24 protein-coding genes and 2 tRNA genes are annotated in these 26,487 nt (G+C 69.4%); 20 read left to right on the top strand and 6 right to left on the bottom strand.

The window, feature by feature from the left end:
* Positions 1-313 precede the first annotated feature (313 nt).
* The 3 genes from IE660_RS05240 to IE660_RS05230 all read right to left on the bottom strand — a co-directional run bounded on the left by IE660_RS05240 (position 314) and on the right by IE660_RS05230 (position 1,775).
* Positions 314-389 (bottom strand) — tRNA-His (locus IE660_RS05240).
* Between the two features lie 41 nt (positions 390-430).
* Complete coding sequence (orn, locus tag IE660_RS05235) at positions 431-1,093, bottom strand: oligoribonuclease (protein WP_328701848.1); 663 nt, start codon at positions 1,091-1,093, stop codon at positions 431-433.
* 25 nt (positions 1,094-1,118) lie between these two features.
* Positions 1,119-1,775 carry a hypothetical protein gene (locus IE660_RS05230; protein WP_203567272.1) on the bottom strand — a complete coding sequence of 219 codons (657 nt, stop codon included), beginning with the start codon at positions 1,773-1,775 and terminating at the stop codon, positions 1,119-1,121.
* Between the two features lie 95 nt (positions 1,776-1,870).
* On the opposite strand from IE660_RS05230, the gene IE660_RS05225 reads away from it, so the two are divergent.
* From IE660_RS05225 to IE660_RS05180, 10 genes are read left to right on the top strand one after another with little or no spacing between them, the layout of a single operon-like run.
* Positions 1,871-2,890, top strand: coding sequence for a hypothetical protein (locus tag IE660_RS05225; RefSeq protein WP_203567271.1), 1,020 nt, complete (start codon positions 1,871-1,873; stop codon positions 2,888-2,890).
* Positions 2,887-3,447, top strand: coding sequence for a hypothetical protein (locus IE660_RS05220; RefSeq protein WP_203567270.1), 561 nt, complete (start codon positions 2,887-2,889; stop codon positions 3,445-3,447). Before IE660_RS05225 ends, IE660_RS05220 begins: the two co-directional genes overlap by 4 nt.
* A gap of 28 nt (positions 3,448-3,475) precedes the next feature.
* Entirely contained in the window at positions 3,476-5,284 is a 1,809-nt protein-coding gene (locus tag IE660_RS05215) for an OmpA family protein (protein WP_203567269.1), read from the top strand.
* 11 nt (positions 5,285-5,295) lie between these two features.
* Entirely contained in the window at positions 5,296-5,763 is a 468-nt protein-coding gene (locus IE660_RS05210; RefSeq protein WP_203567268.1) for a hypothetical protein, read from the top strand.
* A 24-nt stretch (positions 5,764-5,787) separates the two neighbouring features.
* Positions 5,788-6,555: a hypothetical protein gene (locus IE660_RS05205; RefSeq protein ID WP_203567267.1), complete on the top strand. Its 768-nt coding sequence runs from the start codon at positions 5,788-5,790 to the stop codon at positions 6,553-6,555.
* 1 nt (position 6,556) lies between these two features.
* A complete protein-coding gene (locus tag IE660_RS05200) occupies positions 6,557-7,132 on the top strand; it encodes a hypothetical protein (RefSeq protein ID WP_203567266.1) in 576 nt (191 codons plus the stop codon).
* Positions 7,133-7,147: 15 nt separating this feature from the next.
* Entirely contained in the window at positions 7,148-7,873 is a 726-nt protein-coding gene (locus tag IE660_RS05195) for a hypothetical protein (RefSeq protein WP_203567265.1), read from the top strand.
* On the top strand, positions 7,866-8,510 hold the full coding sequence (locus IE660_RS05190; protein ID WP_203567264.1) for a hypothetical protein: 645 nt from the start codon (positions 7,866-7,868) through the stop codon (positions 8,508-8,510). Before IE660_RS05195 ends, IE660_RS05190 begins: the two co-directional genes overlap by 8 nt.
* Before the next feature lies 1 nt (position 8,511).
* Positions 8,512-9,498 (top strand): PASTA domain-containing protein, encoded by a 987-nt coding sequence (locus IE660_RS05185; RefSeq protein WP_203567263.1) that lies wholly within the window; start codon positions 8,512-8,514, stop codon positions 9,496-9,498.
* Entirely contained in the window at positions 9,491-10,216 is a 726-nt protein-coding gene (locus tag IE660_RS05180; protein ID WP_203567262.1) for a PASTA domain-containing protein, read from the top strand. Before IE660_RS05185 ends, IE660_RS05180 begins: the two co-directional genes overlap by 8 nt.
* A 20-nt stretch (positions 10,217-10,236) precedes the next feature.
* Here IE660_RS05180 and IE660_RS05175 read toward each other — a convergent pair.
* Positions 10,237-10,312, bottom strand: a tRNA-Arg gene (locus IE660_RS05175).
* 128 nt (positions 10,313-10,440) lie between these two features.
* Between IE660_RS05175 and IE660_RS05170 the strand changes: the two genes are divergently transcribed.
* The 7 genes from IE660_RS05170 to IE660_RS05140 all read left to right on the top strand — a co-directional run bounded on the left by IE660_RS05170 (position 10,441) and on the right by IE660_RS05140 (position 18,617).
* Positions 10,441-11,838: a PrsW family intramembrane metalloprotease gene (locus tag IE660_RS05170; RefSeq protein ID WP_203567261.1), complete on the top strand. Its 1,398-nt coding sequence runs from the start codon at positions 10,441-10,443 to the stop codon at positions 11,836-11,838.
* Between the two features lie 88 nt (positions 11,839-11,926).
* Complete coding sequence (locus tag IE660_RS05165; RefSeq protein WP_203567260.1) at positions 11,927-13,840, top strand: GTPase family protein; 1,914 nt, start codon at positions 11,927-11,929, stop codon at positions 13,838-13,840.
* A complete protein-coding gene (locus IE660_RS05160; RefSeq protein ID WP_203567259.1) occupies positions 13,840-15,444 on the top strand; it encodes a GTPase in 1,605 nt (534 codons plus the stop codon). Before IE660_RS05165 ends, IE660_RS05160 begins: the two co-directional genes overlap by 1 nt.
* A gap of 150 nt (positions 15,445-15,594) precedes the next feature.
* Positions 15,595-16,092, top strand: coding sequence for a single-stranded DNA-binding protein (locus tag IE660_RS05155; protein WP_203567258.1), 498 nt, complete (start codon positions 15,595-15,597; stop codon positions 16,090-16,092).
* A gap of 162 nt (positions 16,093-16,254) precedes the next feature.
* Positions 16,255-17,937 (top strand): energy-dependent translational throttle protein EttA, encoded by a 1,683-nt coding sequence (gene ettA / locus IE660_RS05150; protein ID WP_203567257.1) that lies wholly within the window; start codon positions 16,255-16,257, stop codon positions 17,935-17,937.
* The gene (locus IE660_RS05145; RefSeq protein ID WP_328701847.1) at positions 17,882-18,421 is read left to right on the top strand and encodes an exo-beta-N-acetylmuramidase NamZ domain-containing protein; all 540 of its coding nucleotides are present in this window, start codon (positions 17,882-17,884) and stop codon (positions 18,419-18,421) included. Before ettA ends, IE660_RS05145 begins: the two co-directional genes overlap by 56 nt.
* Positions 18,348-18,617: an alpha/beta hydrolase family protein gene (locus tag IE660_RS05140; RefSeq protein ID WP_203567255.1), complete on the top strand. Its 270-nt coding sequence runs from the start codon at positions 18,348-18,350 to the stop codon at positions 18,615-18,617. Before IE660_RS05145 ends, IE660_RS05140 begins: the two co-directional genes overlap by 74 nt.
* Before the next feature lie 28 nt (positions 18,618-18,645).
* Here IE660_RS05140 and IE660_RS05135 read toward each other — a convergent pair whose 3' ends face one another.
* Together IE660_RS05135 and IE660_RS05130 are read right to left on the bottom strand one after the other, a co-directional pair.
* A complete protein-coding gene (locus IE660_RS05135; RefSeq protein ID WP_203567254.1) occupies positions 18,646-21,474 on the bottom strand; it encodes an FAD-binding and (Fe-S)-binding domain-containing protein in 2,829 nt (942 codons plus the stop codon).
* Between the two features lie 4 nt (positions 21,475-21,478).
* Positions 21,479-21,982: a MarR family winged helix-turn-helix transcriptional regulator gene (locus tag IE660_RS05130; RefSeq protein ID WP_203567253.1), complete on the bottom strand. Its 504-nt coding sequence runs from the start codon at positions 21,980-21,982 to the stop codon at positions 21,479-21,481.
* Positions 21,983-22,157: 175 nt separating this feature from the next.
* On the opposite strand from IE660_RS05130, the gene IE660_RS05125 reads away from it, so the two are divergent.
* Genes IE660_RS05125 through IE660_RS05115 form a run of 3 tightly spaced genes read left to right on the top strand, consistent with a single transcriptional unit; the run spans position 22,158 to position 26,468 of the window.
* Positions 22,158-24,035 carry an AMP-dependent synthetase/ligase gene (locus tag IE660_RS05125; RefSeq protein ID WP_328701846.1) on the top strand — a complete coding sequence of 626 codons (1,878 nt, stop codon included), beginning with the start codon at positions 22,158-22,160 and terminating at the stop codon, positions 24,033-24,035.
* 24 nt (positions 24,036-24,059) lie between these two features.
* Positions 24,060-24,956: an acyl-CoA thioesterase gene (locus IE660_RS16345; RefSeq protein ID WP_203567252.1), complete on the top strand. Its 897-nt coding sequence runs from the start codon at positions 24,060-24,062 to the stop codon at positions 24,954-24,956.
* A 27-nt stretch (positions 24,957-24,983) separates the two neighbouring features.
* The gene (locus IE660_RS05115) at positions 24,984-26,468 is read left to right on the top strand and encodes a S10 family peptidase (RefSeq protein ID WP_328701845.1); all 1,485 of its coding nucleotides are present in this window, start codon (positions 24,984-24,986) and stop codon (positions 26,466-26,468) included.
* Positions 26,469-26,487: the final 19 nt, after the last annotated feature.

Raw genomic sequence — 26,487 nt, 5'->3', positions numbered from 1 at the left:
TCTCAGTTGATGTGGTTGTCGAGTCGGTCGGGGAAGGCGATGAGGAGGGCGCCGAGGGCAGCCTTCCAGCCTTGGGTGGTGGCGCCTTCTACGAGGTAGCCCGGTGCGGTCCTCAACCAGGCGCTGTTCAAGACGATCTACATCGACGAGGACAACGACGTGCGCGTCGGCTACCGCAACCCGTACGACGGGCTGAGCATCCCCGGCCTCCATGCCGACGCACTGAGTTGGTCCGCCGAGGCAAAGAAGATGGGCCAGGCGCGAACCGCGACCAAGGGCGGACCCTTGGTCGCAAGTTCACACCTGACCCGTTTGGGGTGGATGACGGGACTTGAACCCGCGGCCACCTGGACCACAACCAGGTGCTCTACCAACTGAGCTACACCCACCACGCGCCCGGTGCGATAACGCGCTGGGCAGCCAGAGAAGACTAGCGCGCCGGGTTGGCTTCTGGCGAATCGGGCGGGGGGTTCGTCCCGGCTCCGGTGAGGGCACCCTGGTGGCGGCTGGCGATCTGCTTGGCCATCGCCGTGGTCGGTCCGGGCGCCTCGACGAAGACGGCCTCGCGGTAGTAGCGCAACTCCTCGATCGACTCCTGGATGTCGGCCAGCGCCCGGTGGTTCCCGGTCTTGGCCGGCGACTGGTAGTAGGCCTTGGGGTACCAACGGCGGGCCAGTTCCTTGATCGACGAGACGTCGACGTTGCGGTAGTGCACCCACGACTCCAACTCGGGCATGTCACGGGCCAGGAACATCCGGTCGGTGCCGATGGTGTTGCCGGCCAGCGGCGCCTTGCGGGCCACCGGGACGTGTTCGCGCACGTAGTCGAGCACTCGTTCCTCCGCCTCGCGCAGGCTGACCCCGGCGGCCAGGGCGTCGAGCAGGCCCGAGGTGGTGTGCATGTCGCGGACGAAGTCGCTCATCGCCTCCAACGCCTGGTCGGTCGGCTTGATCAGCACGTCGACACCCTCGCCGACCACGTTCAACTCACCATCGGTGACCAGTGCTGCGACCTCGACCAGCCCATCGGTGACGAGGTCAAGTCCGGTCATCTCGCAGTCGATCCAGACCATCATCTCGTTCTGTTGCGCCACGGTGTCCGACGTTATCAGGCGCACCTCACAGCGAGGTGATCACCAGCACCACCCCACCGGCCAGGCAGGCCAGGGTCGAGGCGAGACCGCTCCAGAGCCGGATCCGGCGACCCAGCGTGGGGTTGACGTCGGCTCGTCCGGGAAACAGGTGCGCCACCGCGGTGGGGAACCACGCCGGGGTCAGCACGCAGAGGCTGCAGACCACCAGGACGATGATCTTCACCGCCCAGTCGAGACCCGAGGCGCCGATCCGCTGGCTCAGCGAGACGAACACCGGCAGCGTGGTGAAGTTGGTGGCCATCGAGATCACACCCCACAGCCACAGGCTGTTGTCGCTGGCCGGCTTCTCGTCTGACGACTCGTCCGCGGTGCCCACGTGACTGCGCCAGTGGCTGAAGGCCAGCCAGCAGCCGTAGCCGAACAGCGCCACGCCCAGCACCCGGTCGACTGCCTTCGACGCGATCTGGCGCTCGGCGAAGTCGCTGGCCACGGTGCCCAGCACCCCGACGCTGGCGGTACCGAGGACGATGATCACCGCGGCACAGCCGGCGATGAACTGCCAGCCACCCTTGACCCCGCCCCGGCTCACGGCGGTGCCCGCGTTGAGGAACAGCACCGGGCTGATCGAGGCGAACACCACCAGCGGGGCGATCGTGAGCAACAACTGCGGCAGCGTGTGCACCGGTTCAGTGTGACCCACCAGTCGAGCAGTCCTCCACCCAGAAGGGTGACGAATGTCACTAGTGATTCTCACTAGTGACATGGTCCAATCAGCCCATGCTGCCACATCGGGTCGTGCTGCAGTCGATCGGGTCGGCCACCCCTCACGTGGCTGCCCAGGTCGGCCTGGGACTGGGAGTTCCGGTTCCTCAGATGGTGACTGCGTTCTACCGGGCACCATCGGTTCTGGTCGATGACCTCGACCAGCCGCGCGCCGCCGAACTGGCCGCACTGCTCGCTGACTTGGGGTGTCAGGCCCACGCCGAACCCTGCGACGAAGAACCGCCAGCCCGGGGCACCCTGTTCGACGTGGCGGTGCACGTGGTCGACGAGAGCCAGTTCGACGCCATGGTCGCCGCTGTGGCCAGCTTCGTGGGCTGCAGCACCGACGTGGCCGAGCAGATGCTGCTGGCCACCCCGGCCCTGGTGCTGGGTGGCGTCACTGAACCCACGGTCACCGCACTGCAAACCCTGCTGGGCCCGGGAGCGACCGTGCTCACCAGCCAACCCAGCCGGGCCAGGTTCGACCTGCTGCTCAGCCCTTGCCCGCCGGCCCAGCGCGAACGCCTGCTCGCCGACCTGCGCACGCGGGGTGTGGTCGTGCTGGACGAGGGTCCGTGGCTGGCCCGCGACCTCGACAAGCCCACCGCCGACGCGATCTGGGAGGTGCACCGTCGCAGCGGCGTGCTGCGGGTCGCCAACCAGGACTTCTACCGCTTCGAGGTGGTGCTCGACTCCGCCGACGCCACCGATCCCGCAGCCCGCCGAGCCCTCGAACAGGTGGGCCTGCCCGCCGAGGTGCTCGACCAGGCGATCGCCCAGGCGCCGATCACCATCGCCGACGACCTGTCCGCTGACCAGGCCCTGGCCCACATCGCCACCCTCGACGCCGCCGGTGTCGCGGCGCATGCCGAACTGACCACCTTCCTGCACCTGGGCCTCGAGGTCACCCAGCCCGGCCACCCCCCGCAGGTGCTGGGACCCTGGCCCGAGCTGACCGCCCGGGTGGCGCGCCAGCGCCTCGTCCAGCAGGGTGCCCTGGTCGAACTGGTCGACGCCGAGCTGGTCACCCGGTGAGCACCGCCAGCCTGCTCGACCACCTGGGCATCGCCGAGGCCGGCAAGGTCGAGGCCCTGGCCGGACACCACGACGAGGCCCTGCGCCACTACCGCGAGGCCCTGCGGCTGGCCGTCAGCCAGGCAGCCCCGGAGGTGTTCTTCCGCCACTACACCCAGTGCGTGCTGGAGAGCCTCGAGCGCAGCGGCAGCTACCCCGAGGTGATCGAGTACTGCCAACGAGCCGACTCCCACTACGCCGAACTCGAGAACAGCCGAGGTTTCCTGACCCGCTTGCAGCGTCGCGACCACGGAGCGACCCTCGAGCGGCTCGGGGTGTGTCAACTCAAGGCCGGGTCGACCACGGACGCGCGCGCGAGCCTGGAGCGCGCCGTCGCGGTGGCTGGGTCACCTCTCCCCGTGGCCGAGGCCCTGCTCGGCTGGCTGCGCCGCGCGCTCCGGGTCGACACCCGGCGCATCGTTGCACTCCAAGACCGCCACCACTACTTCTCGGTGCGGCCCGACCAGGTCGACCCGGCACGCGCCACCACGCTGCCGGACTCCCTGCCCCCAGCCTGACCAACCAGCGCTCCCGAGGAGCAACAAGATGCCCGATCTCGAAGAGATGACACCGGGGCAGGTTCTCGCCGATGCCAGCGTCGCCGACTTCATCGGCGCCCTGGGGTTGTCGATCGCCGAGGCCCAACGTGCCTTGGACGAGAACTCCGTCGCCCAGATTCCCCACTTCACCCAACCGATTCCCGCGATGGGCAACAAGACCCTGCTCGACCTGGGGCTGAGCCCGGCCTTCTACCACTACCAGCACGCCGACCTGTCGTGCTCCCTGCAGTTGTCGATGCGGGTCCAGCGAAGCACGGGCTTCGACCTGGGTCTCAATGGCTCCTACTCCACGGGCAGCACCGGCAGCCAGAGCGGGAGCTCGTCCTCGTCGAGCACCGAGTCGGGCACGTCGTCGTCGACCAGCGAACGGACTGCGACGCTCACCGTGCGCTCGACCGCCACCGGGGCGGTCACCGTGGGCGGGCGCCAGTTCGCGCTCACCGGGGACGACCCGCTCACCCGGGTGCGCGCCCTGCAGCAGGCCCTGACCGGGGACGCCCAGGGTGGGGTGCCGTTGGCGCTCTACACGCCACCGACCGACTCGTTCACCATCACCGTGGCACCGCCGACGCCGCGGATCGTCACCACCAGCCGCACGGTGACCTTCCTCGACACCTCGTTCGGGGCGGCGTTGATCAGGATCAGCCAGAACCAGGCCACCGACTTCGTGATGAACCCGGCGAGCACGGTCACCACCACCGCCCAGGCCGACCTGAACGCCTACGCCGACCACGTCGCCGCCCAGGTCGCCGCGGCCGGCTTCGACACCGCCATGGCCGCACCGAACGAACCGGTCAGCCGGGTCTACTTCAAGACCGGACGACACAACCTCGAGGTGTTCACGGCGCAGGGCAGCGAACGCAACACCTCGGCGCACTTCAACCTGATGGTGCTGGCTGGGTTCAGCCGCGACACCGGGACGAGGCTGCGGGTGCAGGGCTACACCGACACCCAGCCCTATCCCGGTGGTGCCGCTGCCTCCGACACCGCCAACCGGGCCCTGGGCGACCGGCGGGCCGCCGAGGTACGTGACCTGCTGATCGCCTGCGGTGCTCCGGCTGCGAACATCACCGTCACCCCCTCGACCGGGGCAGCGGCGGCCCGGGCCGCCGGTGGACAGCCGGTCGACGATGTCACCTTCCGCACCGCCGAGATCTCCCTGGAGCAGCCAGCCCACCTGCTGCGGGTGCGCACCACGTCGGCGGCCAACGCCACCACCCTCGAAGGGGTGACCCCGGCCAACCTGACCCCGCCGATGACCTCGTCCAACGCCTTCGTCTATCTCTACCGCCCCCAGAGCGGGTCACTGTCGGGCACCACGGTCACCGTCGACGGCACCGGTTTCGGCGTCAGCGGATCAGCCGGCGGCGGGGGAGCGGCGGGCAGTGCCCGGGCGCATGCGTTCAACCTGATGACCGCGGTCAACGCCCAGGCAGGAGTCGACTTCACCGCCTCGTCCGACGGGCCAGTGGTCACCCTCTACAAGAAGTCGTCGCCCTTCCAGGTGCAGTTGTTCACCACCGAGACCCGCGACATGACCATCACCGGCAGCGAGGGGGTGACGGTCACCCGCCAGTTCACCCGCACCCAGTCGTCCAGTTCGTCGAACCAGTCGACCAACAACCAGGCCGTGGCGATCGGGGCGACCGTCGACGTGCGCTACTCACGCCAGTTCGACACCACCGTCACCGGCAACTCCGCGATCACCGCCCGGCTGGTCTCGATCCCGGCGCCGCCGCAGTTCCTCGAGGCGATCAAGGACTTCCTGACGCCCACCCCGAACCCCAATCCGTGATCGGCTGACTGATGTCTGAAACCGTCTCGGTCACCACCCAGTTGCTGCAGGCCCCGCTGCCCACCATCGTCGAGCAGTTGGGGGTCTCGATCGCCCGCGCCCAGTTCGCCCTCGACCAGAACTCGGTGGCCCTGGCCAAGGAACTGGCTGACACCACCGTCGAGGTGGGCGACCAGGAGTACAGCCTGCTCACGCTGGGGTTCGTCCCCAGCTTCTACGCCTTCACCGAAGCCACCGTCGAGGCCAAGCTCAGCTTCTCGATGCAGGAGACCACCGAGTTCGGCATCGACGTCGGCGTTCAGGGCCGGGTCAACTACGGGGTGGTGATGGTCGCCGCCTCGGTGAGCGTCAGCTACGCCCGCAAGTTCTCGGTCTCGTCGGAGGGCCAGTCATCGCTGGCGGCCCGCCTCGTCTCGCTGCCACCACCCGACGGGTTGCTCGAGATCCTCCGTGCCCACACCTCGTCCCCCCAACCCTGACAGCACAGAACAGGACACACCCACATGGCCATTGGACAAGAACTGCTCAACGTCCCGATGGGCGACATGATCCGGCAGATGGCGTTCGCGATCGCCGACGGTCAGTACGCCTTGGACGAGAGCTCGATCCGCACCGCCGAGATGATGGGCGGGCTGAAGACGGTCTACGACGACGACGGCAAGGTCGCCTTCGACGACAGCCGGGTTTTCTTCGGCTACGAGTACATGACCCTGCCCGAGGCCGTCGCCTACGCCGCCGTCGACGATGCCCTCACCGGCACCATGGGCGACGACGTGATCAAGCTCTCCGAGGTGCTGGCCCAGGTGGTGGCAGACCTGCACCCCGGCGTCGACCTGGCCAACCTGTCCGACGCCCAGAAGAAGATCAGCATCAGGGTGCCGACCCGCCACTCGATGATGGAGTTGGGCTTCGCGCCGACGTTCTACCAGTTCGTCGACACCATCATCGAGGTGAAGATCGCGATCAAGATCACCCGGGAGTCGAGCTACACCCACACCACGAAGCGAACCTTCAACGACACCACCCAGAAGTCGAAGGGTTGGTGGCTGTTCAGCACCAACACCGGCGCCACGGTGTCGACCAGCCAGGTCGACGCCACCTACTCCAGCAAGTACTCCTACTCGGCCGAGGGTGCCTCGATCCTGCCCACCAAGCTGGTGCCGGTGCCGGTTCCGGCCGCGCTGGAGCAGCGGATCCAGTCGTTCATGGAGTCGGAGGAGCAACGCCGCCAGCTCGAGCTCGACAAGCTGAAGCCCGGTCCGGTGGCCTGACATGAGCGTCGCCACCGAGATGCTGAACACCCCGTTCCCGCAGATGGTACGGATGCTGGGAACGGGTATCGCCGAGGCGCAGTACGAGCTCGACCTGGTCTCGCTGAAGATCGCCCGGCTGATGGCTGGCTACGCTCCCGACCCGGAGGGGGAGCCGGGTCAACCCGATCCGGCGCCTCCGGCCAACCCGGAACGGACGATGCTGGTCAAGCTCGGGGACGGCAACACCGAGGGTTACTCCCTGCTCGAGCTGGGGTTCGTGCCGACCTTCTACCAGTTCGTCGACACCCTGATCGAGCTCAAGTTGTCGATCTCGATGTCGCGGGAGTCGAACTACTCCCGCTCGGCCACGCACGTGAGCGCCAACGTCAAGGGCAAGGTGGGCTTCTTCTCGGCCTCGGCCTCGATGAACTGCTCGGCGGTGTCGGCCAGCTACTCGGCCAAGTACCAGTACTCCGCCGAGGGCTCGTCGTTGATGCGTACCAAGCTCGTGCCGGTGCCCGCGCCCGCGATCCTCGAGGAACGGATCCGGGCGATGATCACCGAGTCGACCAAGCCGGCTCCGCCGACCCCGTGACCGGGCAGGTGTCGGATGCCTCGACGCAGTTGGCGTGACCTGAGCCCGTCGTCCCCGACGACGGGTGGTGAGGGCCCGGACGCCCTGCACCAGGCGGTGCGGCCACCTGCGCCCGACCGGCCGCCAGGGCTGCCCGACGGGATGGAGGGCTCACCCCTGGCCGGGCTGCTGGAGCAGCGTCGCCACCTCGAGGCCCAGATGGCGGCCGTGACCGGGCAGGGGGCGCTCGACCCGGCGCTGGCCGCACGGTACCCGGTCGCGACCTTCGCCCAGCGCCGGGCCGAGGCCGCGGAGTGGCTGCGCCGGCGTGAGGCCCTGGCCAGCGGGCGCGAGCCGGTCGTACCCGGACGAGGCGCTCGTCCGGGGGAGGACGACGCCTTGGCCATGGTGGCCGACCGCACCGCACCGCTGAGGTCGCGGCTGTTCGAGCCGTTCACCAGTGCCGTCGACCGGTTCTCGGGGGCGACCGAGCGTTGGCGCGAGGTCGAGCGGATCGTCCGTGAGCCGATGGACACCGCCTCGACCTACAGCCGCTGGCGTGACGAGCGCCTCGGCATCGACACCGGAGGGTCGGGTGACGTGTTCGCCCGCCGTGATGCCGCCCGGGCCGACCGCGAGGTCGAACGTCCCCGCCCTCGCTCCCGTCCTCGACCACCTGCCGAGGGCGCTGGCGACGACGACCACCTGCAACGACGAGACGAGCGGCGCGAACGCCGCCGGAGGGGAGGCGACGATGACTGAGGGTTCGTTCATCGCCGACACGCTGCAGTCGGTGATCGCCGGCATGGCCGACACCCTGACCGAGGCTGCCGACGAGTTGTCGCGGATCCCACCGCTGGACAGCTTCGGACGACCGACCACCCAGTACCGCATTCCCTACCTCGACTTCGAGATCGGGTTCCGGTTGCAGACCCAGTCGACCTCGTCGGGCCGCAGGGCGTTGCTGTTCTTCGCACCAGCGACCTCGTCGTCGTCCACCAACGAGGTCACCTCGAAGATCTCGGGACGGTTCGTCGCCGTCCCGCCGGGCGAGGGCCTGCCCCTGCCCCTGCTGCAACTCACCGTGAATGGCACCGGGGCCACGCAGACCCTGTCGGTGGTCGCGGCCAACTCGGCCGGGGAGTTGCTGGCCCATGCCCCGGTGCAGCTCAACGTCGATCTCGAGGCTTCGAACGCCTTGTCAGCAGCGGCCGGGGTGACCGACCCCAGGATCGCAGGCAACGTCACCTTCGACCGTGCCGTGGTCACCACCGATGCCACCGGACGAGCGCAGGCCACGGTGACCCTGGGAGCCCAGCTACGGGTGTCGGCGGTGGTCGTGGTGACCGCCGAGGTCGGCTCGACCATGGCCCGGATCACGACGGGCAAGGGGGCCTGAGATGGCGATCGAGATCACCGGGATGGTGCTCAGGTTCGATGGGAAGCCCTACGAGGGTGGCGAGTTCGTGCTGGAGGCCAACGTCGGAATGAACGGCTGGCAGGTGGTGGGAGCGGCGCACACCGAGGTCGGTGGGCTGCTGGTGGCCAGGTCCGAGGTGGAGCGGCTGGTGATGAAGGGACGCCCCGGTCCGACCCTGCCGGCGCTGCGCCTGGTGACGCCCGAGTTCGGTGAGGTCGCAGTGCTCTCGGCAGCACCCATGGTCAGGTTGGTCGACGACCGCGAGGGGGTGGTCGACTTCGGACGGCTGCGGATGCTGCGCGAACCGGTCAAGGTGCCCGGCCTCCACGACCTGACCCACGACGGGGTGCTGGTCGCCGCCGTGCCCGACGAACTCGCTGGCGACGACGCCGGGCCACAACCGGACAGTGCCGAGGTGGCCCGGCTCACCAAGCTGCTGGCCAGCCGCGCGCAGGAGTTGGCCCAGGCCCGACAAGAAGTGTCGGCGACAGCCACCGAGCTGGTCGAGTTGCGCCAGTCGCTGGGCAACCCGGCCCCGGTGGTCGACGTGATCGGCGGCATCGGCGCCCAACTGGCCGCCACCAACCAGGTGCTGGCCGCCCAACCGATCCCGTTCCGGCTCGAGCGAGCCACCCTCGACCTGCGCGGCACCCTGGGGGCCTCGGGCGACACCATCGCCCTCGATGGCCAGGGAGCTGGTGGCGTCAAGGCCGAGCTGGTGATTGACGCACCCTCGTCGGCCAGGGTGACCCAGGGCGTGCCGAGTGTGGTCGGGTTGACCGAGTCGGCGGCCCAGCGGGTGCTGCGCTCGGTCGGCTTCAAGCTCGATGCCGCCACCCAGGTGGTGGGCGACGGTGGCGCCACGCCGGGTCAGGCGATCATGCAACACCCCGTGGCCGGGGCCCAGGCCGACTTCGGCACGAGTGTGCTGGTGGTGTTCGCGGTGAGGAGGCAGGACGATGACTGACCTGGGACGACTGGTGACCGACACGGTGGCGACCCCGCTGGGGAGCGTGATCGCGGCGGTCGGCCACGGGGTGGCCGATGCCCAGCAGGCACTGGACGAGGCCTCCCTGGCTGCCACCCTGGCCCTGGTCACCAGCAGCGAGGACGACAAGCTCAAGCTGCTGCAGGCGATCGGCTACCGACCCACCTTCTACGCCCTGCCCGAGACCACCGGCGAGGTGAAGGTCGCGCTGAAGCTGGGTTCTGGGGCTGCCGGGGTGCCCGGGGCGTCGGCGGTGCCAGCAGTGCGCTCGACAGCCGGTCTGACAGCGCTGTCGGCCCTGTCCTCGACGGCCTTGTCGTCGGGGGCGGTGTCGATCAACCCCGCCCGGCTGGGACTGAACGCTCCGGTGGGCAAGCTGTACGCCACCCCGGTGGACGCCGGCTATGCCAACTCCTTCGGCTACTCCGCCGACGTGTCGGCCACGGTCAGCTTCCGGATCGTCCCGATCCCACCACCCGCGGGAGTCGAGGACCTGCGCCTCGTCCCCGACCTGGTCGGCGCCACCGTGGCTGCCGCACGAGAGCAGGCCGCGGCCCTGGACCTCACGGTCGTGGTGGTCGACGCAGCTGGCACGGGGGTCGCCGACCCGGCCGCGTCGGCGGGGGTCGCCTCGCAGGTGCCGGCGAAGGGGACGATCGCCTCGGCTGGGGACGAGCTGCGGCTCACGCTGACCTGAGAACGGCTGGGTGGACGAACTGGCGCCCCAGGCAGGAATCGAACCTGCGCGCGACAGATTAGAAGGCTGCTGCTCTATCCGCTGAGCTACTGGGGCCGGGCGAACCCGGGAACGAGCTTATCCGGGCCACAGGGGCGGCAGCCATCCCGCGGCGCTGGTCGTCCGTGGTAGCTCCTCAACCAGCGTCACGGGGCTGGCCACCGGCGGGCGCTACTGTGGGAGGCATGTCCTGGACGCCGCGACTGGAGAGACGTGCCCGCATGCTGTCGGGCATCCCTCGTCCCGGCGACCCCTCGCGCACCTGGTGGCAGAACATCCTGCGCAGCCCCTTCCTGTGGGCGACGGTCGCGCTGCTGGTCGTCGGGTTCTTCGCGCTGTGGGACATGTACGCGCTGGTCAGCTGGGACCGCCAGGTGCCCGGCGGCACCATCCCGGGCATCACCAACGAGTCGATCATCCTGGCCGCCAAGTACGCCTGGCCCACGGCTGCGGTCTGGTCGCTGATGTTCATCTGGCTCGACCGGCTGCGCAAGCAACGCATGGTGATGTGGCTGCTCGCCTTCCTCTGGGGCGCGGCGATCTCGACCTGGATCAGCATCTACGTCAACAGCTGGATGGCCGAGCTGATCAACATCCGCGGTGACGGTGACCCGGCCGCCGGTGCCCGTCCCGCCATCTTCGTCGCCCCCTTCGTCGAGGAGGCGGCCAAGGCGATCATCCTGTTCCTGCTGGCCGTGCTGGTGCGCTACCGGATCGTGTCGATCCTGCAGAGCGTCACCTTGGCAGGGCTCTCGGCGATCGGCTTCGCCTTCACCGAGAACATCCTCTACTACGCCCGCGCCCACGACTTCGCCACCCGCACCATCCAGGCCGGCGACCCGGTGGAGGCGATGAAGGAACTCGTGCTGCTGCGCGGTGTCTACACCTCGTTCGGCCACCCGCTGTTCACCTTCATGACCGGCGTCGGACTGGCCATCGGCCTGCGACACCGCAGCAAGCTCGTCCGCGTTCTCGCCCCCCTGGTCGGCTTCACGCTGTCAGCTCTGGGCCACATGGCCTTCAACGGCGTCGCCAGCACCGTCGGGTCGGGCCGCCAGGCCAAGATGCTCTGGTTCATGGGTCTCGGCCTGGTCGCCATTCTGATCGGCTTCCTGGTCGGACAGCTGTTCCGCGAGCGCAACCGGATTCGCAACCGGCTCACCGACCTCGCACGGATGGGATGGCTGCTGCCGGACGACCCCAAGGTCTACTCCACGCTGTGGAAGCGGGTCTGGATGGTCGTCATCGCGATCAGCCAGCCGCGCCGCCTGGTGCCGACCGTGCTGATGATGCGGGCGATGACCGAACTGGCCTACCTGCGTGACTCGATGACGCGCGGCCTGATCGACGACGTCGGCTACGTGCGAGCACGGGAGTTGCTGGTCGAGATCCGCCGACTGCGTCCGCTGGCGGTCAGCAACACCGCCGGTGAGCGGGTCGTCCTGCCCGATCCCCGGCGCTGGTTCCGTCGACGCCAGCCCAGCCTGGCCGGTGGCTACGCCGCCCCCGGTCAGTGGGCACCGCCCTCGACCGGACAGGCCTGGGGCCCACCCCAAAGTGGGCAATGGGGTCCCGGCCGCTGATCGGCCGAGGGTGAACAGGCTGTGCTGAGGGTGAAAGAGCCCCGCGTCCTCACTCGGTGACACCTCGATTCATGCCACAGTGACGAGCATGAGTTCTGCATCCCTGTCGCAGGCGCTGCTGCAGTTGCGTGAGTCGCTGGCCCCGGTAAGGCTGCCGCTGCCGCTACCCGGAGCCGTCGAGCAGGCGACCGCAGCCCGTGACATGCAGACCCAGCTCGACGACTACGTGCTGCCCCGTCTTGCCACCATCGACGCACCCCTGCTGGCGGTCGTCGGCGGATCGACCGGCGCCGGCAAGTCGACCCTGGTCAACACCCTGATCGGACGAACCGTCACCACCCCCGGGGTGATTCGACCGACCACCAAGTCTCCCGTGCTGATCCACCATCCCGATGACGAGCACTGGTTCAACGACGACCGCATCCTGCCCGGGCTGATTCGCTCGAAGGTCTCATCGGACGACCAGCGCTCGCTGCAGTTGGTGCCAGAACCCTCCCTGCCGACCGGTCTGGCGATCCTGGACGCGCCAGACATCGACTCGGTGGTCGAGCAGAACCGGCTTCTGGCCGCCCAACTGCTGCAGGCAGCCGACCTGTGGCTGTTCGTCACCTCGGCCGCCCGCTACGCCGACGCCGTGCCGTGGGACTTCCTCAAGCTCGCCGTCGATCGCCGGGCCGCGGTGGCCGTCGTTCTCAACCGGGTGCCACCTGCGGCGATGGCCGACGTGCCCACCCACCTGGGCCAGCTGATGACCCAGCGCGGACTCGCCGAATCGCCCCTGTTCGCCGTGCCCGAGACCACCACCGACGCCGAGGGGATGCTGCCCGACTCGGCCGTCTCGCCGGTGCGTACCTGGCTGGCCACGCTGGCCGCCGACCAGGTCAGTCGCACCGAGGTCGTTCTGCAGACCCTCGACGGGGCAGTCGCCAACCTCGTCCACCGGGCACCGGCCATTGCCGACGCGGTGGACGAGCAGGCCGAGGCTCTCGACCAACTGCGCGAGGACGCCGCCAAGTCGTTCGCCGAGGCAGCGCGGGCGGTCTCGGTGCAGTCGTCGGACGGCACCCTGCTGCGAGGTGAGGTGCTCACCCGCTGGCACGACTTCATCGGCACCGGCGAGTTCATGCGGGCCATGGAGCAGAAGCTGTCGTGGCTGCGCGACCGGGTCTGGAGCACCCTGGCCGGCAAGCCGCCTGAGGCCGACAAGGTCAAGGTGGCCGTCGAGAGCGGGCTGGAGGCGTTGATTCGTGAGGAGGGCGCCGCCGCGGCCGAGCGCGCCGAGCAGGCCTGGCGTTCGTCCCCGGCCGGACGCGCTGTGCTGACCAACACCACCGACCTGGCCCGACCCTCGGCGGAGTTCCCCACCCAGGTGGCCCGAGCCATCAGGGAGTGGCAGGGCGACGTCATGGAACTGGTCGCCGGCGAGGGCATGGACAAGCGCTCGAAGGCGAGGCTGTTGGCCTTCGGCATCAACGGCGCCGCCGTCGCCCTGATGGTGGTGATCTTCGCCCACACCGGAGGTGTGTCGGGTGCAGAGATCGGTATCGCCGGTGGCACCTCGGTGGTCGCCCAGCGCCTGCTCGAGGCGCTGATCGGGGACGACGCGGTGCGCGCCCTGGCCAACCAGGCCAAGGCCGCGCTCGACCAGCGGGTCGAGGCGCTGATGGCCTCAGAACTCGGACGGTTCGAGGCTGCCCTGGCCGGGCTGGAGACTGACCGGCAGCAGGCCGAGCGGGTCCGCGACGCGGTCGAGGCGACCGAGCGCGCCCGCGCCGAGGGCTACGCCGACCGCCCGCCGCGCGCCCAGCTGGGCACGACCGCCGAGGTGCTGTCGGTGCACGGTGACCCCGGACGACCCGCCATCGGTTCCGCGCTCCCCGAGCTCGAGGCCGGGGGTGCGCGAGGCTTCGCCGGGGTGGCGCTGTCTCCGGCCGACGAGGTGCACGAGGCCGAACTGGTCGACCACCCCGCCCCCCGTCACCTCGACCAGGAGCAGCGCTGATGGCACGCCGACGCCCCTTGCCCGAGCGGGTCGCCGCGCTCGGAGAGGCCGCCGAGCTGTCGCGTGGCCGACTGGACGACGACCTGGTCGACCGGGTCTCGACCGTGGTCGGGCGGGTCGACCAGCGACTGGCCTTCTCCGGCGACCACACCGTCGTCGCCCTGGCCGGGTCGACCGGCTCGGGCAAGTCCTCGCTTTTCAACGCGTTGTCAGGCACCGAACTGGCTGAGCCGGGCATCCGTCGTCCCACCACCTCGCGAGCCATGGCGGCGGCCTGGGGTGAGGCGCCGTCAGAACTGCTCGACTGGCTCGAGGTGCCGCGCCGGCACGTCGTTGAGGCCACCTCGAGCGCCCAGCAGGGACTGGTGCTGCTCGACCTGCCCGACCACGACTCGACCGAGGCGTCGCACCGGATGGAGGTCGACCGCCTGGTGCAACTGGTTGACCTGCTGATCTGGGTGGTCGACCCCCAGAAGTACGCCGACGCCGCCCTGCACGACCGCTACCTCAGGCCGTTGGCCGACCATGCCGAGGTGACCATGGTCGTGCTCAACCAGATCGACCGGCTCACCCCCGAACAGGTCAAGGCCTGCGTCGCCGACCTGCGTCGCCTGCTCGATGCTGAGGGCCTGTCGAAGACCAGCATCGTGGCCGTGTCGGCGATGACCGGCCAGGGCGTGGTCGAGTTGCGCAAGCAGTTGCTCGAGCGGGTGAAGTCCAAGACCACCGCGGCCGAACGGCTCGGTGCCGACGTCACCACCCTGGCCGCCCAGATGCGCGACGCCGTGGCCGGCAGTGGGGGAGAGGTGTCGGCCGCGAGCCGGCGCCAGCTCACCTCGGCCCTGGCCCGGGCAGCTAGCACCGAGGTGGTCGTCGAGGCCGTGCTCGGGGCGACCCGGCGCCGCGGCACCCTGGCCACCGGGTGGCCGGCGCTGTCGTGGATCGCCTCACTGCGCCCCGACCCGCTGCGCCGCCTGCACCTGTCGGCGCTGCCGGTGGGCAAGGGGCGCAAGGCGCTGGAACCCTCACGCGTGCAGCGCTCGGCCCTGCCCAGCGGGCAGGGTGTGCCCAGGGCCCGAGTCGACTCCGCGGTGCGCACGTTGGCCGACGAGGCGTCACAGAACCTGCCGGCCGGCTGGGCCGATGCCGTGCGGGCCGCGTCACGCCGCAACGAGTCCGTGCTGCCCGACGAACTCGACCGCGCGGTCTCCACCACCGACCTGGCCATGGACCGTGGACTGGGCTGGTGGAAGATCTTCCAGGTGCTGCAGTGGATCCTGATCACCGCGGTGGTGCTGGGTCTGCTTTGGCTGGGGGTCGATGTCGCGCTGGCCTACTTCCAGCTGCCCGCGCTCCCGGTCTATCGCTGGCGCGGCGTTCCGTACCAGACCTGGGCCGTGATCGGCGGTGTCGTCGCCGGACTGCTGCTGGCTGCGGTCAGCCGGGTCTTCGTCGAGGTCGCCGCACGTGGCAAGGCCCGCCGGGCCGAGTCGGTGCTGCACCGCTCGGTGGCCGAAGTGGGTGACCGGCTGGTGGTCGAACCGGTCGAACAGGAACTGAGCCGGTTCCGGGGGGCCGTCGAGGCGATCGAGCGCGCCGCCTGATCGTCGAGGCCCTGCTCCTCGTCCACAGGTCCCTGGTCGCTCGAAGCGTTGTCCACAGGTGACCAACTCGCTGACGTCCTGAGGGTGGTGCGTCCCCACAGTGAGGACGACCGATGGCCCGGCACGGGCCACCCACAGAGAGGGACGAGCATGGACGCAACGATCACCCTGACCGGCCACGTCGGCACCGAGGTGGAGACCTTCACCGGCGAGGGTTGGCAGATCTCCCGCTTCCGGATGGCCAGCACCCCACGCTTCCGTCGAGGCGACACCTGGGTCGACGGTGAGACCACCTGGATCTCGGTGCGAGCCACCAACCGACTCGCCGAACACGTCGCCGCCAGCATCCACAAGGGCGATCCGGTGGTGGTGATGGGCAAGCTGCGCACCCACACCTGGACCGACCAGGACCAGAACAAGCAGGACCGGCTGGTGGTTGAGGCGACCGCGATCGGCCATGACCTCTCCCGCGGGACCACGGTGTTCAGCAAGCCCGAGCGGGTCAACCCGAACACGGTGCACGACGGTCCGATCGTCGACCATGGTCAGAGCGACGGTGCCGCGACCGACGACATTCCCACCGACCTCGGCGACGAGCGCTACGACCCGGTCACTGGAGAGGTGCTCGCCGAGCCCGTCGCGGTCTGAGCGGCAGTCAACGGCTTCGCACCTGCGGTGCCGGACTGGCATACTGGACGCTGGCCTGATTGGCCGGCGAGTGGTTCCCGCGCGCCGCCCGGGCCCACCCGCCGGCCCTGCCGGCCCAACCGTCCGGACCCACAGCGCCCCGCGAAGGAAGTCAGCCTGCCCATGGCCGAATTCATCTACACCATGCACAACGTCCGCAAGGCCGTCGGTGACAAGGTGATCCTCGACAACGTCACGCTCTCGTTCTACCCGGGCGCCAAGATCGGTGTGGTCGGGCCCAACGGGGCGGGCAAGTCGACCCTGCTCAAGTTGATGGCCGGGCTCGAGACCGCCAACAACGGCGAGGCCAACCTGGCCAAGGGCGCCACCGTCGGCATCCTGCTGCAGGAGCCGCCGCTCACCGAGGACAAGACGGTCTGGGGCAACATCGAGGAGGCCGTGCACGAGACCAAGACGATGCTGGCCCGCTTCGAGGAGATCTCCAACTCCTTCGGCGACCCCGATGCCGACTTCGACGCCCTGATGGCCGAGATGGGTGAGCTGCAGACCGAACTCGACCACCGCAACGCCTGGGACATCGACGCCCAGCTCGAGCAGGCCATGGAGGCGCTGGGCTGCCCGCCCGGCGACTCGCCCGTCGACGTGCTGTCCGGTGGCGAGCGTCGCCGCGTCGCCCTGTGCAAGCTGCTGCTGCAGCAGCCCGACCTGCTGCTGCTCGACGAGCCCACCAACCACCTCGACGCCGAGAGCGTGAACTGGCTCGAGGGCCACCTCAAGAGCTACCCGGGCGCGATCCTGGCCGTCACCCACGACCGCTACTTCCTCGACAACGTCGCCGGCTGGATCTGTGAGGTCGACCGCGGCCGGCTGCACCCCTACGAGGGCAACTACTCCACCTACCTCGAGACCAAGCGCAAGCGGCTGCAGATCGAGGGCCAGAAGGACGCCAAGCGTGCCAAGGTGCTCGAGCGTGAGCTCGAGTGGGTGCGCTCGTCCCCCAAGGCCCGCCAGGCCAAGAACAAGGCCCGTCTGGCCCGCTACGAGGAACTGGCGGCCGAGGCCGAGCGCAACCGCAAGATCGACACCGCCGAGATCAACATCCCCTCGGGTCCGCGTCTGGGCAACGACGTGCTCAAGGCCATCGACCTGACCAAGGGCTTCGGCGACCGGGTGCTGATCGACGACCTCGACTTCACCCTGCCGCGTGCTGGCATCGTCGGCGTCATCGGCCCCAACGGCGTGGGCAAGTCCACCCTGTTCCGGATGATCGTCGGCGAGGAGCAGCCCGACTCGGGTGAGCTCAAGGTGGGCAGCACCGTCAAGATCTCCTACGTCGACCAGGGCCGCTCGGGTCTGGACCCGGCCAAGAACGTGTGGCAGGTGGTCTCGGAGGGCCTCGACTTCATCAAGGTCGGCAACTTCGAGATGGCCAGCCGGGCCTACGTGGCCAGCTTCGGGTTCAAGGGCCCCGACCAGCAGAAGCCCACCGGGGTGCTCTCCGGTGGTGAGCGCAACCGGCTGAACTTGGCCCTGACCCTGAAGATGGGCGGCAACCTGCTGCTGCTCGACGAGCCGACCAACGACCTCGACGTCGAGACCCTCAGCTCGCTCGAGGACGCCCTGCTCGACTTCCCCGGATGCGCCGTCGTGATCTCTCACGACCGCTGGTTCCTCGACCGGGTCGCCACCCACATCCTGGCCTGGGAGGGTGACGACGAGTCCGAGGCCAAGTGGTTCTGGTTCGAGGGCAACTTCGCCGACTACGAAGCCAACAAGGTCGAGCGCCTGGGTGCCGAGGCCGCCCGGCCGCACGCCAGCAAGCACCGCCGCCTGCGCCGGGACTGACGTGCTCACCGGGCTCGACCGCTGCGCCGCCGAGGGTTTCGGCCTGCTGCGAGGAGCCCGGGTTGCGCTGTGTTCGCACCCCGGCGGAGTGCTCTCGGGTGACCTGACCCACGGGGTCGACGCGATGGTGGCCGCCGGTGTGCACCTGGTGGCCCTGCTCGGACCCGAGCACGGCTTCCGTGGCAGCGCCCAGGCCGGCTTCGCCGAGGCGGACAGCCGAGACCCCCGTACTGGGGTGCCCATGGTCGACACCTACGGGCTCGATCCTGCCGCCCTCGCGGACGCACTCGCGGCGCACGAGGTCGATCTGGTCGTGATCGACCTGCCCGATGCCGGGGTGCGCTTCCACACCTACATCTGGACGATCTACCGCCTCGCGGTTGCTCGGTGGTGCCCCCGACCAGCGCACCTTGGAACTCCAGGCCCTGTCGCCTGCCGAACAGGTCGACGCGCAGGCCCCACCCACCCTGGTCTTCGTCGGTGACCAGGACACCTTCGCTCCGGCCGACGGGGTGACCACGCTGCAGGCCAGGGCCCGCGAGGTCGGCGCCCAGATCACGGTGGTCGAGGTGCCGTTCGCCGGTCACATGATCGACGGCGGCCTGATCAACGGGTACGCCGGGTCACAACTGGTACGGACGACGTCGTTGGCCTGGCTCACAGAGGTGCTCGAGGGCTGACCCCAGCGCCTGCGAGACAAGCGCCCACTCACAGGTGGGTGACCAGCAACTCTGCCAAGGTCATCGCCCGCTGTTCACTCAGGTCCGAGACCTGCTTGCGGCACGAGAACCCGTCGGCCAGCACGATCGCGTCCGGGTGCTTGCGCAGTTCGGGCAGCAGTGCGGTCTCGGCCACCTGCACCGACACGTCGTGGTGACCCCGCTCGACGCCGAAGTTGCCGGCCAGGCCGCAGCAGCCGCCCAGGGTGGTCACCGTCGCACCGGTGGCGGTGAGCAGCGCGGCATCGGCCCGCCAGCCCAGCACTGAGGCGTGGTGACAGTGCGGCTGGGCGATGATCCGGTGCCCGGTCAGGTCCGGGGGAGTCCAGTCGAGCGTGGCCAGGTACTCGGCCAGGGTGACTACGGCATCCTTCACCACTGCCACCCTGGGGTCGGCCAGCAGTTCCTCGGCGTCGGAACGCCACACCGCCAGGCAACTGGGCTCCACGCCGATGATCGGCACGCCGCTCTCGGCGATCGGGGTCAGTACGTCGAGGGCGTTCCTGAGCTGGCGACGAGCCCCGTCCAGCTGGCCGGTCGAGATCCAGGTAAGCCCACAGCAGGCCGACTCCTGCAGCACCTCGACCTCGACACCGAGGCGGCCGAGCAGCACCACCAACGCAGTGAGTTGGCCGCCCTCGAAGCCGTCGGTGAACGAGTCCACCCACAGCACGACCTTGGGTGAGTCGGCTGCCGCTGCGGTGGCCTGCGGCACCGACACCTTGGCGTGGCTGCGCACCGCGCGTCCCCGGGTGCGGAAGCGTGGCAACGGGCGACGCTGGTCGACCCCGGCCACCCACTTGGCCAGATGTGAGATCCCCGGCACCCGCAGCGCGGTGTTGGCGACAACACCCAGTCCGGGCACCGCGGTGACCAACCTGGTCCAGCGCGGCAGCTGGCCCAGCGCGTAGTGGTTGCGCGGACGAAGCCGTCCCCGGTAGCTCTCGTGCAGCACCCGAGCCTTGTAGGCGGCCATGTCGATGCCGGTGGGGCAGTCGCGACGACACCCCTTGCACGACAGGCACAGGTCGAGCGCCTCGTGCACCTCCGGCGAGCGCCACGACTCGGTGATCAGTGACCCGTTGACCATCTCCTGCAGGGCACGAGCGCGCCCTCTGGTGGAGTCCTTCTCGTCGCGGGTGGCGGTGAAGCTCGGGCACATCACTGCTCCCGGAATCACCCCACCCGCCAGGCACTTGCCCACCCCGGTGCACTGGTGCACCGCGGTGACGAACTCAGGTTCGCTGGTGCGAAGCGGCGAATTCACCGTGGCGGCCACGCGGATGTCGGCGTCGACCGGACGGGGGTCGACCAGCACACCCGGGTTGAGCAGGTTGTCCGGGTCGAACAACCCCTTGATCTGGCCGAACAGCGCCAGGGCCTCGGCGGAGTACATCGCCGGGAGCAGCGCCGACCGGGCGCGGCCGTCGCCGTGCTCGCCCGACATCGAGCCACCGTACGAGGCGACCAACTTGGCTGCCCGTTCGACGAAGCGCCGGTAGTGGTCGGTGCCGCCCTCGCGGTCGAGTGGGAAGTCGATCCGCACGTGCACGCAGCCCTCACCGAAGTGGCCATAGGGCAGGCCCTGCAGGTCGAACTCGGCCAGCAGCGCGTCGAAGTCGCGCAGGTAGTCGCCCAGGGCCGCCGGTGGTACGGCTGCGTCCTCCCACCCGGGGTGGGCGGGGTTGTCCAGGCTGACTCCGGCCAGACCGGCACCGTCCTCGCGGATCGCCCACAGCGCCAGCGCCCGCACCGGGTCGTCCACCACCCAGCCCTCGAGGGCGCCGGCGTCGGCGATCAGAGCCTCGGCGCGGACGCGCACCTCGTCCGGGTCGTCGCCGACCAGCTCGACGAACACCCAGCCGTCGCCGGCCGGCAGCAGCGGCACCGAGCCGGGGCCGCGACGCCGCAGCACGACGTCGACGATCCGGCGGTCCATACCCTCGGCGGCCACCGGTCGGTGCGGCAGCATGCGTGGCATGGCATCAGCGGCATCGGCCATCGTCGGGTAGCCCAGCGCCACCATCATCTGGTGGGGGGCATCGTGCACCAACCGCACCGTGGCCTTGAGGATGATCCCCAGCGTGCCCTCGGTGCCGGCCATGAAGCGGGCCACGTCGAAGCCCTTCTCGGGCAGCAGGTGCTCCATCGAATAGCCCGACACCTGGCGAGAGAACCTTCCGAACTCGGTGCGGATGGTGCCCAGGTTCGCGCTGACCAGGTCGTGCAGCCCGCCGAGCGGGCCCCGTTCCCTGCTCGACGACGAGGGCTCGCCACTGCGCACGGTGACGATCTCGCCGGTGCCGGTCAACACCTCGAGTTCGACCACGTTGTCGGAGCTTCGGCCGTAGCCCAGCGCCCGGGGTCCGCAGGCGTTGTTGCCGATCATCCCGCCGATGGTGCAGCGGGTGTGGGTCGAGGGGTCGGGCCCGAAGCGCAGACCGTGCGGACGAGTGGCCCGCTGTAGTGACGCCTGCACCACACCCGGCTCGACCGTGGCCGTGCGCGCCTCGACGTCGATGTCGAGCACCTTGGTCAGGTGCCGTGACACGTCGATGACCAGCCCGGGGCCGACGGCGTTGCCGGCACACGAGGTGCCCGCCCCGCGGGTGGTGACGGCGATGCCCGCCGCGAAGGCTGCCCTGGCCACGTCGACGAGTTCGTCCACGCTGCGGGGGAAGGCCACACCCAACGGTGGCACCCGGTAGAGCGAGGCGTCACTGGAGTAGAGCGCCCTGACCAGCGTCGAGGTGTCGACACAATCATGCCCGGCCAAGGCCTCGGGGAGGGCGGCTTCGGGCAGAGTGGCGGTGGGCACCGATTCAGTCTTCCACCGCGAGCACCGCGGCCATCACCCGTCCCATCGCGGTGAAGTCCGCCGGGTCGGCAGCGTCGACCAGGATCTTGCGCACAGCCTGGACGTGCCCGGGTGCTGCCTGCTCGAGCAGTCGCTGGCCCTTGTCGGTCAACTGGGCGTACACGCCACGGCGGTCGGTGTCGGAGGCCCGTCTGGTGACCAACCCGGCCTTCTCCATGCGCGTGACGGTGTGGGACAACCGGCTGCGTGACTGGTGCACGATGTCGGCCAGGTCCGACATCCGCGCCTCACGCGTCGGGCTCTCGCTGAGGCCCACCAGCACCTCGTAGTCGGCCAGGTCGAGGCCGCAGTCGCGCAACTGGGCGTCCAGGTAGGAGTTGATCCTGGCGACCGCACCCAGCCAGGAACGCCAGACCTGCTGCTGCTCGACGCTCAACCACAACGAGGCGTCGGGGGCGAACGAGGGGGCATCAGTCACCGTGGACCGCTGACCGGAGGGCGCAACCATGGCCCTCATCCTAGGTGAGTGGGGTCCGCGCACCCGACCCCCGGGGTGCTGCCAAGGCGTCCGGGAGTCTTGTGAGCTCAGCGGAATGAATTCAGGCCGGTGATTGCGTCTGCTCCCTCGCGCGGGCTCGCTCGCTAGACTCTGTCGGAACCACCCAACGACGGACGGAACCAACGTGGCACAGGGCAACGAGCTCGCGGTACGCGAAGAGATCAGGGCGAAGGCCTCGAAGAACATCGGCACCTTGCTCCGCGAACGAGTACAGGCCACCCCCGAGCACGCAGCCTTCCTGGTGCCCGACCGCAAGCCGGAGGGCCCCAACGAGTGGGCAGAGATCAGTTGGCGTCGCGCCGAGCAGATCGTCCACGAGTACGCCGCCGGCCTGCTCAGCCTGGGACTGGAGCCCGAGGGCCGCGTCGCCATCGCCTCGACCACCCGCATCGAGTGGGTCTACGCCGACCTCGCGATCGCCTGCGCCGGCGGCGCCACCACCACGATCTACCCCAACACCCAGGTCGGCGACGTGGTGCACATCCTGTCCGACTCCGACTCGACGATCGTGATCGCCGAGAACGCCGACCAGGTCGCCAAGATCGCCGGCCAGGACGCGCTGGACGACGTGGTGCGCACCATCGTCCTGGTCGAGGACGACGCCGCCACCCGCGAGGGTGACTCGCGGGTGATCACCCTGGACGAACTCGCCGAGCGCGGACGCCAGCAGCTCGCCGACGATCCCGAACTGGTCAACCGCACCATCGACGGCATCGACCCCGACGCCTTGTCGACCCTGATCTACACCTCAGGCACCACCGGCCTGCCCAAGGGCGTCGAGCTGACCCACCGCACCTGGACCTACGAGGCCGAGGCCATCGAGAGCCTGCACCTGATCCCCGACCACACCTGGGTGCACTACCTGTGGCTGCCGCTGTCGCACGTGTTCGGCAAGTGCCTGCTCTCGGTCGGGGTGAGGATCGGGTTCACCACCGCGGTCGACGGTCGCATCGACCGCATCGTCCAGGGCCTGGGCGAGGTTCGTCCGCACTTCATGTGTGGCGCCCCGCGCATCTACGAGAAGGTCCGGGCCGCCGTGCTCACCAAGAGCCGTGAGGGCACCGTCGCCGACCGGATCGCCCGCTGGGCCTTCCACGTCGGCCGCCGGTCGCGCACCTACCGGCTCGAGGGACGCCCGCTGCCGAAGTCGCTGGCCGTGCAGTACAAGGTCGCCGACAAGCTGGTGTTCAGCAAGCTCAAGGCCCGCATGGGTGGGCGCATCCAGTTCTTCGTCTCCGGCGCGGCCAAGCTCTCCGAGCAGGTGCAGGCCTGGTTCTACTCGGCCGGCATCACCGTGGTCGAGGGCTACGGCCTCACCGAGACCGCCGCCATCGCCTGCGTCAACGCCCCGCAGACCCCGCGCTTCGGCACCGTCGGCCCAGCCACCCCGGGTGTGGAACTGAAGATCGCCGACGACGGCGAGGTGTTGTTCCGCGGTCCGATCGTGATGCGCGGCTACCGCAACATGCCCGAGGCCACCGAGGAGTCGATCGTCGACGGCTGGTTCCACACCGGCGACATCGGCGAGCTCGACTCCGAGGGCTACCTGCGGATCACCGACCGCAAGAAGGACCTGATGAAGACCTCGGGCGGCAAGTACGTCGCCCCGCAGAAGGTCGAGGGCGCGATCACCGCCAACATCCCCTACGTCAGCCAAGCGGTCTGCGTCGGCGACGGCAAGAAGTACATCTCGGCGCTGGTCACCCTCGACCCGGTGCACCTGCAGACCTGGGCCGACCGGCGCGGGCGTGGCGACCTGTCCTACGCCGAGCTGACCCAGCTGCCTGAGATCAAGGCCTCGATTGCTCGATTCATGGAGCGCGCCAACCACCAGCTGGAGCGCTGGGAGACGGTCAAGCAGTTCGCGATCCTCGACCACGAGCTCAGCGTGGACGAAGGCGGCGTCACCCCCAACATGAAGATTCGCCGCAAGGCCGTCCAGGACCGGTACGCCGACATCATCGCCGGGCTGTACGACGACGAGGACTCCGTTGAACTGTGACCGGTGGCCAGCCGGCGGCGAACTGTGAGCGGTCCCCACGTCGTCGAGATCGACGTCCGCTGGGGTGACCTCGACGCCCAGGGCCACGTCAACAACGCCCTGGTCGCTGACTACCTGCAGGAGGCACGCGTCGAGTTCCTGCTCGCCGGTGGACGATCGACCATGCTCGACACCGGCGTGGTCGTGGTCGGCCACCAGGTCGAGTACCGGGCGCCGATCACCTTCGGCATCGCCCCGGTGGTCGCCGAGCTGTCGGTGGTCGAACGGGGCGCGTCCAGGTTCCGGCTGGCCTACCAGCTCAGCCAGGCCGGAGTCGTGGTGGCCAGGGCGCGCACGACACTGTGCCCCTTCGACCTCGCCCACCAGCGCGTCCGACGCCTGACCGCCGCCGAGCAGGAGTGGTTCGACGCCCAATTGGTCGAGGCCGAAGCGTTCTCGCCGCTCGCCCAGGTCGACCTGCGCGGACGAGGCCACGTGCACCCGGTGAGACCGCGCTGGTCGGACGTCGACCGTTTCCACCACGTCAACAACGTGCGGATCTTCGACTACGTGCAGGAAGCCCGGATCGCGATGACCACCACCGCCGACCCGACGATGGCGCGTCAGGGGACCACCGGCGCCGACCACGCCATGGCCGACCCCGACACCGCCTGGCTGGTGGCCCGCCAGGACGTGGACTACCTCGACCAGGTCGGCTACCGGCTCGAGCCCTACCACCTGGTCACCTCGGTGGTCTCGCTGGGACGAAGCTCGGTCACCCTCAACGCCGAACTGGTCGACCCGCTGCAGGCGTCGCTGCCGGTGCTCTGCCGTGCTCGTACGGTGCTGGTCTGCGCTGACGGCTCGGGTCGTCCCAAGCCGTTGGACGACGACCACCGCGCCCGGCTGGGCGCGTGGCTGGTCGCCCCGCCCGTCGCCTGAGAAGCGCCGCCGAGTAGGGTCACGATCGTGACCACGACACCTGAGAAGCCGACCCCGGCCGACAAGCCCGACCCCACCGACCTGCTGGTCGAGACCCAGCACGTGTTGCAGACCGCCGACGGACCGTTGAGCTACACCGCCCGGACCGGCCGGATCGTGGTGCGCGAGGAACAGGTGACCGACGACGTCTTCGACGGCTGGAAGCCTCGCGGCGAGATCGCAGTGACCGCCTACACCCTCGAGGGCGGCGACGTCACCACCCGGCCGATCACCTTCGTCTTCAACGGCGGCCCCGGGTCGAGCTCGGTCTGGCTGCACCTGGGTCTGCTCGGCCCCAGGATCGTCGACTTCGGTGAGCCCAACGAGCTCACCCCGCCGCCCTACCGGCTGCTCGACAACCCTGAAACACTGCTGCGGGCGTCCGACCTGGTCTTCATCGACCCCATGTCGACCGGCTGGTCGCGTGCGGTCGAGGGCGGCAAGGCCAAGGACTACCACGGCTGGAAGCGCGACGTGGAGCAGGTCGGTGAGGTGATCCGGCTGTGGTGCACCCGCGAGGACCGCTGGATGAGCCCCAAGTTCCTGTGCGGTGAGTCCTACGGCACCACGCGCGCGGTGTCGGTGGCCGAGCACCTGTTCAGCCGCTTCGGCATGCAACTCAACGGCCTGGTGCTGATCTCGAGCGTGCTCGACTTCGCCAGCCAGGACTTCCGCTACCTGCGCCACGACCAGGCCTGCCTGAGCTACCTGCCCACCTACGCCGCGATCGCCCACTACCACGGGCTGCGCGAGGGATCGTCCCTGCACGAGGTCGTCGACGAGGCCAACAACTACGTCGAGGACCGCTACCGCTGGGCCCTGGCCCGCGGCAACCGGCTGACCGACGAGGAACGGGACGAGGTGGCCGGCGACCTGTCGCGGATCACGGGGTTGTCGAAGGACTACCTGCTGGGCTGCAACCTGCGTCCCGAGCACTGGCGGTTCTGCACCGAGCTGCTGCGTGACCGCGGTCAGACCGTCGGACGCATCGATGGCCGGATCACCGGCGTGCTGCAGTCCGGCATCGCCGAGCGGATGGATGCCGATCCGTCGATCGATGCCCTGATGGGTCCCTACTCGGCTGCGGTGCACCACTACCTGCGCCACGAACTGCGATCAGAACTCGACCTGCCCTACGCGGTGTTCGCCGACGCCATCGAGCACTGGTCGTACAAGGAGTTCGAGGGTCGTCCGATCTCGGTGGTCGACAAGCTCGAGCGCGTGATGCGGGCCAACCCCCACCTGCAGGTGCGCATCGAGTACGGCCACTACGACCTGGCCACGCCGGTCGGTGCGGCACGCGAGATGGTCGACCACCTCGACCTGCCCCGGCAGGCGCTGGACCGGATCGAGCACGCCTGGTTCGAGACCGGCCACATGCCCTACGTGGGGGAGTCGAGCCGGGTCGACGAGGCCGAGCAGATCACCGCGTTCGTCCGCCGGGTGGGCGAGTCGAGCGGACGAGCCGACTGACCTCACCACACCCATGACA

The organism is Aestuariimicrobium ganziense (assembly GCF_015352975.1).
GTDB classification, from domain to species: Bacteria; Actinomycetota; Actinomycetes; order Propionibacteriales; family Propionibacteriaceae; genus Aestuariimicrobium; species Aestuariimicrobium ganziense.
The sequence above is the reverse complement of the archived record's forward strand: the minus strand, read 5'-3'. Positions and strand labels throughout refer to the sequence as shown.